We start from the raw sequence: 15,742 nt of genomic DNA, 5'->3' as shown, positions 1-15,742 counted from the left end.
AATAGATCATCTGTTATTTCAAAAGGCAGCTCCAAGCTCGTCACCAAGCGTCTCTTCGATCTGCTTCTCGTAATTCCAGCCCTGCTCGGCCTTTCCCCTTTGCTCTGTTTGCTGGCTTTGCTGATTCGCTGCAGGCTGGGTGCGCCTGTCTTTTTCACCCAGCAGCGCCCCGGCCTTAAGGGTAAACCCTTTTTCCTTTATAAATTCCGGACCATGACCGATGCACGGAACAGCGCGGGCAGCCTTCTTCCCGATGCCGAACGGCTGACGCGGTTCGGGCGATTCCTCCGGAGCACAAGCCTGGATGAGCTGCCGGAATTGTGGAATGTCCTGAAAGGAGAGATGAGCCTGGTGGGGCCGCGGCCTCTCCTGATGGAATATCTGGGACGCTACACGCTGGAACAGGCCAGGCGTCACGAGGTACGGCCGGGGATCACCGGCTGGGCGCAGGTCAACGGGCGCAATACCCTGAGTTGGGAAGACAAGTTCAAACTGGATGTCTGGTATGTGGATCACGTATCGATTTCGCTGGACATTCGGATCATCGTCATGACGATCTGGAAAATCTTCAAACGGGAAGGGATCAATCAGCCGGGACAGGCGACGGCTGAGAAATTTATGGGATAGGAATGGAAGAACGTTTCAGCGACTGGCAATTTCCGGAAATCGAGGAAGGCAAACTTACCCGATACAACTGGCTGGTTCAGAACAAGGATAATCTGAAGCTGGGCTACAAGACGGATATCGGCGCCTTCACGTACATCAACGCGAAATATGGCGTCACCATCGAGGATTTCGTCCAGGTTGGTTCTCACTGCTCCATTTATTCCGTTTCGACAATCGATGACCGGCAGGGGCCGGTTGTCCTGAAGAAAAACTGCCGGATCGGGTCGCACAGTGTGGTCATGCCTGGGGTTACGGTGGGAGAAAATGCCGTTGTCGGGGCATGCAGTTTTGTGAACGCGGATATTCCGGAAAATGCTGTGGCGGTAGGCATGCCGGCAAGGGTTATCAAGAAATAAAGATACAGGGGATTTTCAGGGAAAATGAAGCAGGATTTCATGTTGGATGCGGGTGTTCCGGTACAGACGCGGGTGTTTCCTCCCTGGCCTTATTTTTCAACCGATGAATTGGATGCGGCGATGCGGATTCTGCAGTCCGGGCAGGTCAATTACTGGACGGGAAAGGAAGGGCGGTATTTTGAACGGGAGTTCGCGGATTGGGTTGGAGTGGCTCATGCCGTGGCCATGGCCAACGGGACGGTCGCCCTGGAAGCGGTCCTGCGTGCCCTCGGCATCGGACTTGGCGACGAGGTCATCGTAACGCCGCGGACCTTCATCGCTTCGGCAAGCTGTGTGGTCCTTCAGGGGGCGAAGCCGGTATTTGCCGATGTTGACCGGGAAAGTCAGAATATTTCCGCGGAATCGATTCGGAAAGTGTTGTCTCCAAAGACCAAAGCCATTATCGCCGTTCATCTTGCCGGATGGCCCTGCGATATGGACGCGATCCTGGAGCTGGCACGCGAGCACGATCTCAAGGTGATCGAGGACTGCGCCCAGGCCCATGGGGCGCGCTACAAGGGAAAACCGGTGGGTTCCTTCGGCCACGCCGCGGCTTTTTCCTTCTGTCAGGACAAGATCATGACGACCGGCGGCGAGGGGGGGATGCTCCTGACTCGTGACGAAGACCTCTGGGCCACGGCCTGGGCATTCAAGGATCACGGCAAGAGTTACGAAAGCGTCTTTCACAGACAGCACCCGCCCGGATTCCGCTGGCTCCACGACAGTTTCGGGACGAACTGGCGCATGACGGAGGTGCAGGCGGCCATCGGGCGCGTCCAGTTGCGGAAGTTAACCGATTGGGTGGAGATCCGCCGCCGGAACGCGGAGATCCTCACGGAACGCTTTTCAAGGCTGGAAGCCCTGCGCGTGACGATCCCGCCTCCGGAGATTTTCCATTCCTATTATAAATATTACGTCTTTGTCCGCCCGGAAAGGCTGAAGCCGGGCTGGAACCGGGATCGGATCATGAACCGGATCATCTGGGAGGGCATCCCCTGCTTCACGGGAAGCTGCAGTGAGATTTATCTGGAAAAAGCCTTCACGGAAAGCGGATTTCAGCAGGAAGAACGGCTTCCCGTCGCGCAGGAGTTAGGGGAGACCAGCCTGATGTTTCTCGTCCATCCCGGCCTTTCTCCCGAGGACATGTCCGCGATGGCGGACGTCGCGGAGCAGGTCGTCACGGAAGCGACAAATTAAGGGCAACCCCTATTTCCAATGAACCCGTATTGGATCAATACATGCTAGAGCAAAAGGCGAAAAATCTGCTGACCCTCCGTTCATCGCAGAAACGATTCCTCTTTTTCCTGCTCTTCGACGTCTCCCTGTTCACCCTCTCCCTGTATCTCGCCTTCCTCTTCCATTTCGATTTCGCCGCAACGATCAACTATACGTTTCTGATCGGGGAGGTTCTCCCCTTTTTTGTTGCCGTCAAACTGGCGTCTTTTTTAGTACTGCGGGTTTACGGGATGACCTGGCGTTATGTGGGGATCGGCGATCTCGTCAATCTGGCTGCGGCGCTGGTGCTGGCGGAACTGCTGCTGGTGGTGTTGAGCCTGCCCCGCGTTCTTCCCGTGGAGCTGAGTCTTCACGGCTTTCCCAAGCGGATCATCTTTGTGGACGGCCTGATCTCCCTCATTCTGATCGTGGGATTGCGGGTGTCCAAGCGGCTTTACCTGGAAATCCTCAGCCGGAAGGGGCGGACTCCCGAAGGTAAGACCACCCTCATCGTGGGGGCGGGAAGCTGCGGGGAGATGATCCTGCGGGATATGATGCGCCAGCGTTTTGCGGATTTCCGCCCGGTCGGCTTTCTGGACGACAGCCCGGATCTGCAGGGGCGCTATATCCACGGCGTGCGGGTTCTGGGGGGGACGGACCGGTTGACGGAGTTGATTGCCCGGCATTCGGTCGAGGCGGTCATCATCGCCATTACGTCGGTCAATCACAAAAAACTCCTGAACCTGTATGAAACCGCCCGTAAGGCTGGGGTGAAGACGATCAAGGTCGTTCCGCGGTTTTATTCCTTCGATCAGCCGGAGATCAATCTGAAAGCCCTGGAGGATATCCGCATCGAGGATCTGCTCGGGCGGCAGGCCGTGACCGTGGATTTCGGAGAGATCGGCCGGTTTCTGCGAGGCCGGGCGGTGCTGGTGACGGGAGCCGGCGGGTCCATCGGTTCGGAGATCGTCCGGCAGGTGTGTTCCTTCCATCCGGAAAAGATCATCCTCTTTGACATTGATGAAACGGAGCTCCACAACCTGGGGCTGACGCTGAACAGGCTTTTCCCTTCCCTGCAGAAGGCGATTTCTTTTGTGACGGGGGATGTGCGGGATGCCTTGCGGCTGAGGGAGGTTTTCGCGGAGCTGAGGCCGGAGGTCGTTTTCCATGCGGCGGCTTACAAGCATGTGCCCATGATGGAATACAACCCCAAGGAGGCCGTGAAGGTGAACATCTTCGGGACATGGAACCTGGTGCGGGCTGCCGTGGAGCACGGGGTGAAGAAGTTCGTCATGATCTCGACGGACAAGGCCGTCCGGCCCACGAGCGTCATGGGGGCCACGAAGCGGATGGCGGAGTATCTCTGCCGGGCCTGCGACGGCATGGGTGACGGGCCGGCGCGGTTTGTGTCGGTGCGCTTCGGCAATGTCCTCGGGAGCCGGGGCAGTGTGCTCCCCCTTTTCCTGGAGCAGTTGAAGCACGGCCAACCCCTGACGGTGACCCATCGGGAGATGAAGCGCTACTTCATGACCATTCCCGAGGCGGTGACGCTGGTTCTGCAGGCGGCCGTGATCGGCAACGGCGGCGAGGTGCTGGTGCTGGATATGGGAGAGCCGGTAAAGATCAGCGACCTGGCGGAGGAGCTGATCCGGATCAACGGTTTGGAGCCTTACCGGGATGTGGATATCGAGGTGACGGGGCTCCGTCCGGGAGAGAAGCTCTTCGAGGAAATCCTGACGGCCGAAGAGGGCACAGACGCCAGCCGCCACGAAAAGATCTTCGTGGCCCGCAACGGGGATAAATATTCCCTGTCCGAGATTGAGCAGATCCTCGCTGAGTTCCGCCGCGCTGTCGACACCCCCGGCCTCAACGACGACGGCGGCGTGCGGCAACTTCTCCGAACCTATGTCAAGCACTACGAAAAAATTCCGGAAGGAGTGAAATAAACAGGGACCGTGCCCATTTTTTCACTTTTCCAATTCCTGCCTGGTTAAAAGAATTCCACGTTATTTCATTGTGTTGCGATATCTTAATGCGTTCCTGTGGGTGTGCGTGTGCTGGTTTGCTCTCTGGTGTAGTGCTCCTGCGCAGGCGGGCGATGAGCCTTTCAACGGACCGGCGAACTGGGGCGGGACCGGCCTGCTGGAAACCCCGACAGCGCGGGTGATGCCGGAAGGGAAATTTCGCGTGGGCTTCAGCCAGGTGGATCCCTATCGCCGTTATTACGGCGCCGTCAGCCCGCTGAAAGGGCTGGAGCTGGACGGCAAAGTGACCGAATTTTTAGGGGTTACAGCCAATCCAAATTCATCTCCAGACTGGGAGGGCTACGGAAACGACAAGGACAAATCATTCGATCTGAAGCATCAGTTCCTGGCTGAGGGCAAATATCGCCCCGCAGTAGCCCTGGGCATCATGGACCCTCACGGGACCCGAAAATTCCCCTCCCAGTACCTGGTGATGAGCAAGCAGATCTATCCTTTTGATTTTACACTGGGTTTCGGAAACGGGCGGTATGGCAAAAATCCTCTGCCGGCCCAAGGCGAAGGCTTTCGGGTGGAAATCCTCAGTGACCCGCGATCCTGGCTGGAAGATTCCCAGTTTTTCGGGGGGATCGAATTTGCACCGTCCGAAAGATTCTCCTTCATCCTGGAATACAGTCCCATCCGGTACGAAAAGCAGACAGGCGATTCGGCGCAGGCGAAATACTTTCAGGAGCCGGTGCCCTCGAAATGGAATATTGGTTTGCGTTGGAAGCCCGTGGATTGGGCGGAGATCGACGTCAGCTGGCAGCGGGGGGAGCAGCTCGGGGTCAATCTTTCCACGAGCTTCGACCTGGGAAAGCCCCTGGTTCCCATCTACGATCATCCCTGGCGGGAAAAGCCGGAATTTCGTTCCGATCCGCTGGCGGAGCGCCTGATCCGCGCCCTTTACGCCTCGGGATTCCGGGATATCGGCATCGAGGCGAGCGGCGACGAGCTGCGGGTGGAGGCGGCCAATGACCGGTATTTCTACACGCCGGCGGCGGTCGAGGTGGCGCTCCGGGTCCTGGCGCAGATCGTGCCGCCGGAGTTTACGACTCTCCGCCTCACTCTGACGGACAGGGGCATCCCGCTGGTGGCGCTTACGGCCCTGCGGGAGGATGTGTGCCTTTTCCATCAGGAAAAGCTGACGGCCAATCAGCTTTATGCCCTCTCCGACGGCCTGAAGACGGATATCAATGAGACCCTGGCTGCCGAAAAGCACTATCGCCGTTATTTCGATTACGGTCTGAAGCCGGAATTCCAGACCTTCCTGAACGACCCCTCGGGATTTTTCAAATACCGCGCCGGCGTGTCGGGCTGGCTGAGCCTGACCCCCTGGCGGGGAGGCTCCTTCATCGCCGGATTGCAGGGGTTTCCGCTGAACACGGTTTCTTCTTCCAACGAACCGTTATCGAAGCCGGTCCGAACGGACAACGTCCCTTACATGGAAAAGAATGTGTCCCTCAGCATGCTGATGGCGGAGCAGATCCGGAAATTCGACGGCGAGATTTACGGCCGCCTGTCGGCGGGCATGCTGGAGGTGCAGTACGGCGGCATCGACGGCGAGATCGCCCGGCCCTTCCTCGGGGGGCGGCTGATGCTGGGGCTCAGCGGCAGCGTCGTGAAGAAGCGGGATGAGGACGATCCCCTGAAATTCAAGGAAGACGACTGGAAGGACACGTACACGACGGCCTTTGTGAACGCGCGGCTCAACATCCCCAGGCTGGAGTCCGCCATCGACATCAAGTACGGCCGTTTCCTGGCGGGCGACAGAGGGACGCGGATTACCCTGTCCCGGTTCTTCAACGGGCTGGAGCTGTCCGCCTGGTACAGCTGGACGGACACGGATGGATTTTCGGACAGCCACAACAGGGGGTATCACGACAAGGGCATCGCGGTCACGATCCCCCTGCGGCTGTTCAAAGGCAGCGATTCCCGGACGGTCTACAAATACAGCCTGTCCCCCTGGACCCGGGACGTCGCCCAGGACATCGACCACCACACCTCCCTCTTCGACTTCATCGGGAGAAACACCGGCATTTACCTCGACAAGGACTGGAGAAATTAGAGAAATCAGGGACAGCGCCCTATTTATTTATGTCCAGCGATCAGGGTTTAAACGTTGCCATTCTGGGATCGCCATGATAACAAAAACCAGCGACCATCCTCGGATATTTTATCACCCCGTTCGCCCCATAAGGCGGCCCGCCGGGTTCACAGTCTAAGGGAGACATTGAGTATGGAAAAAGATCATCTGGAAGTCATCCTTGAAAGCATCGAGGGAAAGTTTGACCTGGTGCTGGAGGGGCATGAAGTCCTGCGTAAAGAGATCAGGGACGTCCGTCAGGAGCTCTGCGAAAAAATTACCTTCGTCGATTTCAAAGTGGAGGCTCTGAATAAAAAGGTCGACAGCGTACGAGATGAATTGAATCAGAAGATCGACGGCGTTGAAGCGCGTCTTTCGAAGAAAATTGATGCGGTGGCCGCTGATCTGGCTGCACATCGAGCCGATACGGAGGCACATCCGCCGGTATACAGGATCAAAGAAAATAAATAGACAGCGCCCTGTTTTTGTAATGAAGTTTTGATTGTTGCCATTTTGGCGTCAATATGCTACTTTAGCAGCAAAAAAACGAGGTCTTTTTATGGCGCTGAATAAAGCAGAGGAAAGAATTCCCGCACGCATGCCTCACGAAGTGTATGAACGAATCGCTGCCGCGGCGCAGGCTGTCGGGGCAACCCTCAACCAGTTTCTTGTCCAGTCCGCCCTGGATAGAGCCAACGAAATTCTCGAAAGAGAGCGGGTGATTACCCTTTCCGCCGAGGCTGCGGAGGTTTTCTTCCGGGCGATCGAAAATCCGCCTGAACCGAGTGATCGATTGAAAGAGGCAATGAAACGCAGAGAGGAACTTTTGTGCAGGAAATAGTTGCCCTTTCGCGCGATCACGATCGTTCCAGATTTGACTGCGGCGTTCCGGAGTTGAATGCCTTCCTGAAGGCGACAGCCAGACAGCATATTGAAAAGGGCATTTCCCGTACATTCGTGCTTACCGATCAGGAACGGCCCGCCGTCATTTCAGGCTATTTTACACTCACGCTGTGTGAGGTGAGGGTTGATCATCTTCCTGCAGAGTACGCAAAAAAATACCCGCAACACGGCCTTCCGGCTGTTCGCCTTGCAAAGCTGGCGGTTTCAAAAAAGCACCAGGGGAGAGGTTTCGGCAGCCTGCTTCTCACGGAGGCAATCCATCGAACCGTTCTTATCGCGGAACAGGCCGGATTAATCGGTCTCTTCGTCGACGCAAAGAACAAGCAGGCGCAATCTTTCTATGAGTATTTCGGATTTATTCCTCTTTCCAATCAAACATTACAACTTTTCCTGCCATTCGCAACTCTTGAAAAATTAAATAAAAAATAGGTGTTGCCCCTCACGCCCCACCCCTCCCGCGAGGCTCGATCCATCGGGAGAAACGCGGCAGTCTATCCGGGCGGGCGCCGGGCAAGAACAGAGCAAATACAAGTGCTGATCTTCATTTTGGAACATTGAACGGTGAACATTCTAAAAAAGGGCGCTGTCCCTGTTTTTGAAGGAGAGAAGAAAGTGAAGAGAAGTTTTGACAAGCGGGGGCGGTCGTCATGACGGAACCGTCGCCGTACTATGGGTATCCCCCGAACGGGTTGGAGGAAGACGAGATCAACCTGCTGGATCTCTGGCGGGTCATCTGGAAACGGCGGAGGTTCATCGGCGCGCTGGTGGTTGCTGCCGTGTTTCTTACGGCGGCTGCGTCGCTGTTCATGACGAACGTCTATCAGGCGAAGGCGGTCATTGTTCCGGTAACGGCCAAGGATGGCGGCGGGGGCGGGACGCTGTCGGCGCTGGCCTCGCAATTCGGCGGACTTCCCGGCATCGCGCTGCCCGGCTCGGCTTCCGCCACGGAAATCGTGAGTCTGCTCAAATCCAATGTCCTGCGGGAGAAGATTGTCGAGCGGTATCGGCTGATGCCGGTTCTTTTTTACGAACAGTGGGACAGCGGGAAAAAGGACTGGAAGCGGGAAGAAGGGATCAACCTGAACCCCCTTGGATGGCTGTCGAATATGGCGGCCGCCGTCCAGCCGACCGACGCGAAAGCCGTCAGCCGGCAGGGGGAGGAGGGCATTCCCCTGCTCTGGGACGCCCTGCGCCTTCTGGACGACATGGTGAAAATCAATCACAACATCAAGGAACAGACCATCACCCTGACGGTGGATTACGAGGACCCGGAGCTGGCGGCGAAAATGGCGGGTTACTTCCTCGAAACCCTGACGGACCACATGACCGCCGAGGCGAAGCGGGTGGCCCTCACCAACCGGGCTTATCTGGAGGCGCAGCTCGCGAAAACGGCGGACCCGCTGATCCGGCAGAAAATCTACAATCTCATCGCCCAGCAGTTGGAAACGGCCATGATGACGGAGGTGAAGGAGAACTTTGCCTTTAAGGTGATCGATCCGCCGCGGGTTCCCGACAAGAAAATCAAGCCGAAGCGGGCTCTCATGGTGATGCTGTCTTTTGTGGTGGCCCTGTTTCTGGGCGTTTTCAGCGCCTTTTTTCTGGAATATCTCGAAAAAATCCGAAACGGCGCTCCGGGGGAGGAAAGGGAAATCATGAAGGGGGAAGGGCAACAATGACGAAACGGGTTATTTTTTTTATCTGGACGATTTTCCTGACGCTGCTGCTTTTTCCGGGGATCGGGCACGCCCTGACCGCCGATGAGATCTGTCGGCAGAAAAATCTCACCCCGGAGCAGTGTCAGCTTCTGAAAGCCCGACTGGCCCCGACGGGCGGGCAGGTTACCCCGGAGGCCGTGGAGAATCTCAGAAATAGCGCGGAATTCAGCCGGTTGAAAACGGAGGACATTCAGCAGGGGAGGGAGCTTCTCGAAAAACAGGAATCCCTGGAATCCCGGGCTGGAGCGGAAAAAGCCGTTCAGCCCGTTTCTGCCGTTCCCGCCGCGGCGCCGAATCATGCCGTCAGTGAGGAAGGCCGGGCGAAATCCCTCTTTGATCGCGTCCGCCATACGGGGAAGTATCAGGACATTTCCACGGATCTGAAGCCCTTCGGTCATGACTTTTTCCGGGATGGCTCGGTCCGGGTGGTCGCGGAGCGGAAGGACATTCCCGTTCCTGTCAATTACGTCGTCGGTCCGGGGGATGAAGTCAGGATCATGCTCTGGGGGCGGGTCAATGCCCAGCACAATCTGACGGTGGACCGGGACGGCAGGATCACGCTTCCCGAGATCGGGCCGATTTTCGTCGCCGGGATGACCTTCGAGCAGATGTCCGAACACATCATCACCCAGGCGACGCAGATGGTGGGGGCCAACATCGACATCACCATGGGTTCCCTCAAAAGCATCCCTGTCTTTGTCCTGGGGGATGTGCGCCGGCCCGGGGCTTACACCATCGGCTCGTTCGCCACGATCACCGACGCCCTTCTGCTTGCCGGGGGGCCGAACGACATCGGCTCCATGCGCAACGTGCAGTTGAAGCGCAAAGGGCGGCTCGTGACGACCTTCGATCTGTACAATCTCCTCCTGAAAGGGGACAAGTCCAAAGACCTGATTCTGCAGGCGGGGGATGTCGTGTTCGTGCCGGTGACCGGGCCGCTGGCGGGCATTGCCGGCAACGTGAAGCGCCCGGCGATCTACGAGATGAAGGACCGTTACGATCTGGAGGGGCTCTTCGAGCTGGCGGGCGGCATCATTCCGTCGGCGGATACCCAGCAGATCCAGGTGTCGCGCATTCAGAAAAACGAACGGCAGGTGGTCATCGACATCGATGACAAAAACCTGCAGAAATCCCGCACGGTCAGGCTTCAGGATGCCGACCTGGTCAAGGTGTTCAGCATCGTTGATCGCGACCGCAACGCCGTCTACCTGGAGGGGAACATCAAGCGTCCGGGAAAATACCAGTTCAGAAAGGGCATGCGGGTCGGGGATCTGATCAAAAGTTCCGATGAACTGCTCGACGAGACCTGCTTCGAGTACGCCCTGATCAAGCGGATCGTGCCGCCCGACCGGAAGGTGGAACTGGTGCCCTTTCATCTCGGGAAAATGCTGAAGGGGGGCGATTCGGTCCATGATGTGGAGCTTCGGCCGGAAGACCGCGTTTACGTTTTTTCCAAATGGCTGTTCGAGGACAAACCCTATGTGACTGTGGAAGGCGAAATCCGGGGAGAATGCCGGATTTCTCAGGAAACCATGGAAGTCGGCGGGGACAGTCGGGTGTCAAGGATGGATTCGGAGGCGAAAAATCTGGCCGCCATGGAAGAGGATCTGAAAAAGGAAGGGAAATACGCACTCGCCGAACGCCTGAAGGTCATCCGGGAGGCCCTGGCGAAGAATCAGAATGTCCGCGTGAGGGATATGATCGACCTGGAAGAGGAGTTGAAGCGGGAGAAACGGCCGGATCTGACGCAGAAAATCCGGGAAACGGCGGACGCGCTGAAAACGGAATGCCGCACGCCCTATCAGACGGGGATGAGGGTGAAGGACGCCGTCATGAGTGCGGGCGGTCTGACGCATGATTCCTATCTTGCCCGCGGGGAGATCATCCGGGTCAGCGACGAGCGGGTGTATTCGACGATTTATTTCAATGTGGAAAAGGCCATGGCCGGCGATCCGGGAGAGAACCTTCCCCTTCAGCACCGGGACCGGGTGATTGTCCACGCCGTCTGGGAGCATACCGAGGACCGGAGCGTCTTTGTCGAAGGGGATGTGAAGAAACCGGGTAGTTATGTCCTGACCGAGCGGATGATGGTGAGCGACCTGATTTTCCGGGCGGGAAATCTCATGGATTCTGCCTATCCGGACGAGGCGGAGCTGACTTCCGTGGTGATCGAAGACGGGAAGGCGGCCCGCCTGGAGCGGAAAACCATCAGCCTGCGAAAAGCCCTGGCCGGAGATCCTCAGAATAACGTTCGGTTGAAGAATCGGGACCGGCTGTTTGTGAAGCGCATCACCAACTGGGATCAGGAGCGCTATGTCACCGTCTCCGGGGAATTCCGCTTTCCGGGGCGCTACATCATCGGGAAGGGGGAAAAGCTGTCCTCCCTGATCGAGCGGGCGGGCGGATTTACCGACAAGGCCTACCTGCGGGGGGCCGTCTTTACCCGGGAACGCGTCCGGACGCTCCAGCAGAAAGGCATGGAAGAGCTGATTTCCCGCATGGAGCGGGAATTGCTGACGGAAAGGGCGGCGCAGATCTCAACGGCCCTCTCCACGGAGGAGGTCCAGGCCCGAAAGATCGAACTGGAGCAGAAACAGAAATTCGTCCAGTCGCTGAAGGAATTGAAGGCCACGGGGCGCATGACGATCCGGCTGGCCCACATGCGGCTTTTGAAGGGAAGTCATTATGACATCGAGCTGGAGGAGGGAGACAGCCTTTCTGTCCCGGAGAAGAACGGCGTGGTGAACGTGCTGGGGGCCGTCATGGCCGGAGGCAGCTTTATCTATGACGGAAAGCTCGGCTACCAGGATTACATCGCCATGACGGGGGGCTATTCCCGCTATGCCGACGAGAAAAATATCTTTGTCATGAAGGTTGACGGCAGCGCCCGGAAGGTGGCGCGGGGCCTCGTCAACTGGAATGCCATGAAGTCGCGCTGGCAGTTCGGCCCCTTCGAGGAGGACGTGAAGGAGATCGAGCCGGGGGACCAGATCGTGGTGCCGGAGAAGATCGAGCGGATCGCCTGGCTGCGGGAGATCAAGGACATTACGTCGATTCTCATGCAGATGGCCGTTACGGCCGGGGTGGCGATCAATCTCTACTGAGTGTGAAAGGGTGGAGCTGAGTGAAGGGCTCAACTTTTTTATGGTGAAATACCGGAATAAAACTTGACAGAGACAATCAGCTGATATAGTTATTTCACGCTTTTTTACGAAGATCCATTTGCGGGCGGCAACAAGAATATCAACTAATTAACGGATAATACCTGGGCGGCCAGGGAGTCATCAAGCTTATAAATAAGGAGGTAGAAAGGATGTTGTTCAAGAAATACGTCATCATGGTTGCGATTTTGTTTTCAATGAGTCTGGTTGCACCGTCCCTGCTCTTTGCAGCGGCTGAAACGACAGGCGCCGGAGCGGCGGCGGGAGCTTCTACCACTTCAGGAACTGCGGCGACCACCGGAACCGCAGCGACGACGGGAGCCGCCACCACGGGAACCGCAGCGACAGGCACTGCCGCAACGACAGGAGCGGCTGCGACCACCGGTGCGGCGACAACAGGAGCTGCCGCAACGGGCGCGACGACCGCGGGCGCCGCCGCGGCAACGGGAGCGGCCGCCACGGGTACGGCCGCCGCTACGGGTGCGGGAATTGCGGCTGGAACGGCTGCCGCTGCCGGAATCGGAGCTGGAACGATTGCGGCCGGTGTCGCTGTTGCCGCTGCCGCTGCGGCTGCTGTTGCCGCGGCAAGCGATTCCTCATCGACGACAAGCCATCACTGATCCCCTTCCGTTTCAGCAGGACGTGTTCGGATTTGATGATCTTTTTCGCAATGGGGCGAAGCTCTTGTTGACAGGGCTTCGCCTTTAATATTTTTCTCCCGCCTTATATCTGAAAATCACCATGCGTCATCCGGTTTTCCTTTATAGTCTCATTTTATTCCTGCTTCTCATCAAAAGCGGGGAGCCCCCCCATATTTTCCCCGGCGTCGCTTTCGCGGAAACAGCCGCGGTCCTGTCGCTGGTGGACGATGCCGTGATCTCAACGGCCGAATCGGCGTTCAAAGCCATGAAACAGCGGAACTATCCGGCGCTCTGGGAGATGCTGAGCCGGAAATCACAGAAGACCATCGTCGACAATGTGGCGAAGGCGGCCAAAAAAGCCGGCGCCGGGGTCGGGAAGGCGGAAGTCAGCCGGGATTTTGCCGAGGGGGGAGCGTTTGCCAGGGCCTACTGGGACAGTTATCTGACGGCCTTTGATCCGGACGCCGTGCTGGAGCACAGCCGGTGGGAACTGGGGCCGATAGGGAAAAAAGAGGCGAAGATCATCATCCAGCACCAGAAAGCGGATCAGCCCGCCCATCTGAAGCTGTTCAGGGAAAACGGCCTCTGGCGGGTCGGATTGGAAGAAACCTTCGCCGGCCGGAGATTCCTCATGGGCAATACACAGCGGCAGTAAACAGCGGCGATAAACAGCGGCAATAAACAGGAACTGCGCCCATTTATCGCCCTCATGCTTTCAGACTTTTCCGGCGGCGATAAGCTCGCGTTCGATCATGAGGATTTTCTTTCCCAGGAAGGCTTCCGCGTCCCGGTTGAGGCTGAGGAATTTGACCATGACGTATTCCATATCCTCGCCGCGGCCGCCGGGCGAAACGGGGGTGTCGATCCGGATGATCTGCCCGTCGATCCTGAAGGTTCTGCTGCCGGACGAGAGCTTCAGGACGATGCCTCCGTATTTCAGGGGCGGTTCCTTTCTTCGGTGACTGAACTGGATCCCGCCGAGGGAGATGTCAATCAGGTTGACCGTTTCGCCGTTTGCCTGCAGGGCGAGGTCGCTTTCTATCATCGGGTGCACGCGGTAGTGCATCCGCAGATTGATTTCCACGGGTTTCCCGTCCTGTTGCAGAACGAAGGCGGGGACAAGGTTGGATGAAGCGAGGGGATAATCTTCCCGATACTCCAGAATGGTCGCCGGGAAGCCCATCCGGACAGGTCTTTTGTTCTCTCCCTCTCCGACGGTGGTGACGTAGCTTGCGTTGATCCGGTCACCGAGATGCCTTCTGACGAAAGAAGGCGATGTCTGGGAAATGGTGATCAGGCGTTCCACAACATCATAAACCACAGCTTTTCTCGCGACGACCCGGTCCCGCTCCAGGTCTTCTTCCAGAACAATATCAAGATGTAAGCCCACCCTCATGCAGAAAACCCTTTCAGAAACAACCCCCCTTGTTTTTCACAATAACCTCGAACCCGAAACCTTGAACGTCGAACATCGAACCTTGAACATTGAACACGAAAAAGGGCGCTGTCCCTCTTTTTCAGCCTTGGTTTCCTGATTCGATATATTCCACGACCTTTTCGGCGATTGTGCGCACGGTGTACTCGAACTTGGCCTCATCCTGGCTCAGGAGGGTCATCCGGAATCCGGGGAGGGCGGTAAAGAAGGACGTCAGAGGAACCACGCAGATGCCGGTGGCGCCGAGGAGATAGTAGACAAAGCGCTTGTCGTATTCGATCGACTCCGTCATGATGCTTTCGATGTACCGGCGGATTTCGGGGTGTTCGATTTTCAGGCGCTGCCTGCCGTTCAGGACTGCTTCGTTGAAGACGATGCTCAGGTAAAAAGCGCCGTTGGGCTTGTTCACCATGATGTAGGGGACGTCCTTCAGCAGCTCGTAGGCGATGTTGGAGAACCGTTCGTAGTGGTGGAGCCGCTGGTTGAGGTAATTCTTGTATTCCGGATGGCTCATGATCTTCGGGATAGCGATCTGGGGCAGCGTGGTTGAGCAGACCTCGGACATTTTCTGATCCAGGATGGCCTTCATATAGCGGGCGAAGCATTCATCCTTGTCGGCGTTGTAGATCTCCATCCAGCCGCATCGCGAACCCGGCCAGGGGAATTCCTTGGAGATTCCCTTCAGGCTGACACCCGGCACGTCGCCGATGATGTCCGACAGGGGAAGGGTTTCCCTGCCGTTGTAGACAATGTTGTGGTACGTCTCGTCAAAGACGAGAAAAAGATCGTATTTTCGGGCGATGTCCACGATTTTCCGCAGGGATTCCTCGGAATAGACGAACCCGGTGGGGTTATCGGGATTGATCACCAGGATGCCCACGATGGACCCGTAGCTTCGGACCTTGTGCTCCAGTTCGTGGATGTCCGGATGCCAGTCCCGGTAGGGATTCATCCGGTAGGTGTTGGGCGGGAAGGAGGCGTGCAGGACTTCGGCCAGAAAATGGGTGGAGTAGGTCGGCTCCGGCATGATGATGCGGGCGTCGACGCGGATCGCGCTGTAGGACCGGGCGATGGCGTCCCCCAGGCCGTTGAAGAACAGGATGTCCTCCGGTGTGATCTGGACCTTCCCCCGGGCGTTGACCTTTTCCGCCAGAAATTTGCGGGTTTCCAGCATGCCTTTTGTCGGCGAGTACCCGTAGGAGCGGTCGTCCTGCATGATTTCGGTCAGGGTCTCCTTCATCCAGCCGGGAAGCTGCTCCCCTTTCTGGATGGGATCGCCGATATTTTCCCAGATCACATCAATTCCATATTCCTTAAGCCGGTTGGCGACGTTGACGATGTTGCGGATCTCATAAACCAGACCGGTTCCGCCTTTGGCTATATCGAGTCTCATTAGGCAAACACCTCGCTGCGATTCAGTGGTTCTCAATCAGAGATAGAAACTTGATGACTATTATACTTCCAAGAAAATATCCACATTTTTTTTGTGACGCCCTCCCCAACT

General features: G+C 57.2%; 14 protein-coding genes. 12 read left to right on the top strand and 2 right to left on the bottom strand.

Annotated features, from left to right (window positions below; genetic code table 11):
• Positions 1 to 15 precede the first annotated feature (15 nt).
• The 12 genes from SYN_RS12280 to SYN_RS12220 all read left to right on the top strand — a co-directional run bounded on the left by SYN_RS12280 (position 16) and on the right by SYN_RS12220 (position 13,458).
• Positions 16 to 627, top strand: a complete 612-nt coding sequence (locus SYN_RS12280; protein WP_041585092.1) for a sugar transferase — start codon at positions 16 to 18, stop codon at positions 625 to 627.
• 2 nt (positions 628 to 629) lie between these two features.
• Positions 630 to 1,022 carry an acyltransferase gene (locus SYN_RS12275; protein ID WP_011418491.1) on the top strand — a complete coding sequence of 131 codons (393 nt, stop codon included), beginning with the start codon at positions 630 to 632 and terminating at the stop codon, positions 1,020 to 1,022.
• Between the two features lie 39 nt (positions 1,023 to 1,061).
• Positions 1,062 to 2,258 (top strand): DegT/DnrJ/EryC1/StrS family aminotransferase, encoded by a 1,197-nt coding sequence (locus tag SYN_RS12270; protein WP_148202577.1) that lies wholly within the window; start codon positions 1,062 to 1,064, stop codon positions 2,256 to 2,258.
• A 41-nt stretch (positions 2,259 to 2,299) separates the two neighbouring features.
• Entirely contained in the window at positions 2,300 to 4,222 is a 1,923-nt protein-coding gene (locus SYN_RS12265; protein WP_148202576.1) for a polysaccharide biosynthesis protein, read from the top strand.
• A 106-nt stretch (positions 4,223 to 4,328) separates the two neighbouring features.
• A complete protein-coding gene (locus tag SYN_RS12260; protein ID WP_148202575.1) occupies positions 4,329 to 6,365 on the top strand; it encodes a YjbH domain-containing protein in 2,037 nt (678 codons plus the stop codon).
• A 171-nt stretch (positions 6,366 to 6,536) separates the two neighbouring features.
• Positions 6,537 to 6,854 carry a hypothetical protein gene (locus SYN_RS12255; protein ID WP_041585090.1) on the top strand — a complete coding sequence of 106 codons (318 nt, stop codon included), beginning with the start codon at positions 6,537 to 6,539 and terminating at the stop codon, positions 6,852 to 6,854.
• 88 nt (positions 6,855 to 6,942) lie between these two features.
• Complete coding sequence (locus SYN_RS12250) at positions 6,943 to 7,224, top strand: DUF1778 domain-containing protein (protein WP_041585089.1); 282 nt, start codon at positions 6,943 to 6,945, stop codon at positions 7,222 to 7,224.
• Positions 7,212 to 7,715 (top strand): GNAT family N-acetyltransferase, encoded by a 504-nt coding sequence (locus SYN_RS12245; protein WP_011418485.1) that lies wholly within the window; start codon positions 7,212 to 7,214, stop codon positions 7,713 to 7,715. The genes SYN_RS12250 and SYN_RS12245 overlap by 13 nt, the downstream gene beginning before the upstream one ends.
• A 218-nt stretch (positions 7,716 to 7,933) precedes the next feature.
• The gene (locus SYN_RS12240; RefSeq protein ID WP_011418484.1) at positions 7,934 to 8,962 is read left to right on the top strand and encodes a Wzz/FepE/Etk N-terminal domain-containing protein; all 1,029 of its coding nucleotides are present in this window, start codon (positions 7,934 to 7,936) and stop codon (positions 8,960 to 8,962) included.
• On the top strand, positions 8,959 to 12,105 hold the full coding sequence (locus tag SYN_RS15445) for an SLBB domain-containing protein (protein ID WP_011418483.1): 3,147 nt from the start codon (positions 8,959 to 8,961) through the stop codon (positions 12,103 to 12,105). Before SYN_RS12240 ends, SYN_RS15445 begins: the two co-directional genes overlap by 4 nt.
• 209 nt (positions 12,106 to 12,314) lie before the next feature.
• Entirely contained in the window at positions 12,315 to 12,782 is a 468-nt protein-coding gene (locus SYN_RS12225; RefSeq protein WP_011418482.1) for a hypothetical protein, read from the top strand.
• 121 nt (positions 12,783 to 12,903) lie between these two features.
• Entirely contained in the window at positions 12,904 to 13,458 is a 555-nt protein-coding gene (locus SYN_RS12220) for a hypothetical protein (protein WP_011418481.1), read from the top strand.
• Between the two features lie 60 nt (positions 13,459 to 13,518).
• On the opposite strand, the gene SYN_RS12215 is transcribed toward SYN_RS12220, so the two are convergent.
• Positions 13,519 to 14,199, bottom strand: a complete 681-nt coding sequence (locus SYN_RS12215; RefSeq protein WP_011418480.1) for a PilZ domain-containing protein — start codon at positions 14,197 to 14,199, stop codon at positions 13,519 to 13,521.
• A gap of 121 nt (positions 14,200 to 14,320) precedes the next feature.
• Positions 14,321 to 15,631 carry a pyridoxal phosphate-dependent aminotransferase gene (locus tag SYN_RS12210; protein ID WP_041585087.1) on the bottom strand — a complete coding sequence of 437 codons (1,311 nt, stop codon included), beginning with the start codon at positions 15,629 to 15,631 and terminating at the stop codon, positions 14,321 to 14,323.
• Positions 15,632 to 15,742 lie beyond the last annotated feature (111 nt).

The sequence above is a fragment of the Syntrophus aciditrophicus SB genome (assembly GCF_000013405.1).
Taxonomy (GTDB): domain Bacteria; phylum Desulfobacterota; class Syntrophia; order Syntrophales; family Syntrophaceae; genus Syntrophus; species Syntrophus aciditrophicus.
Note: the sequence above shows the minus strand (reverse complement) of the source record. Positions and strands in the feature narration are given on the sequence as shown.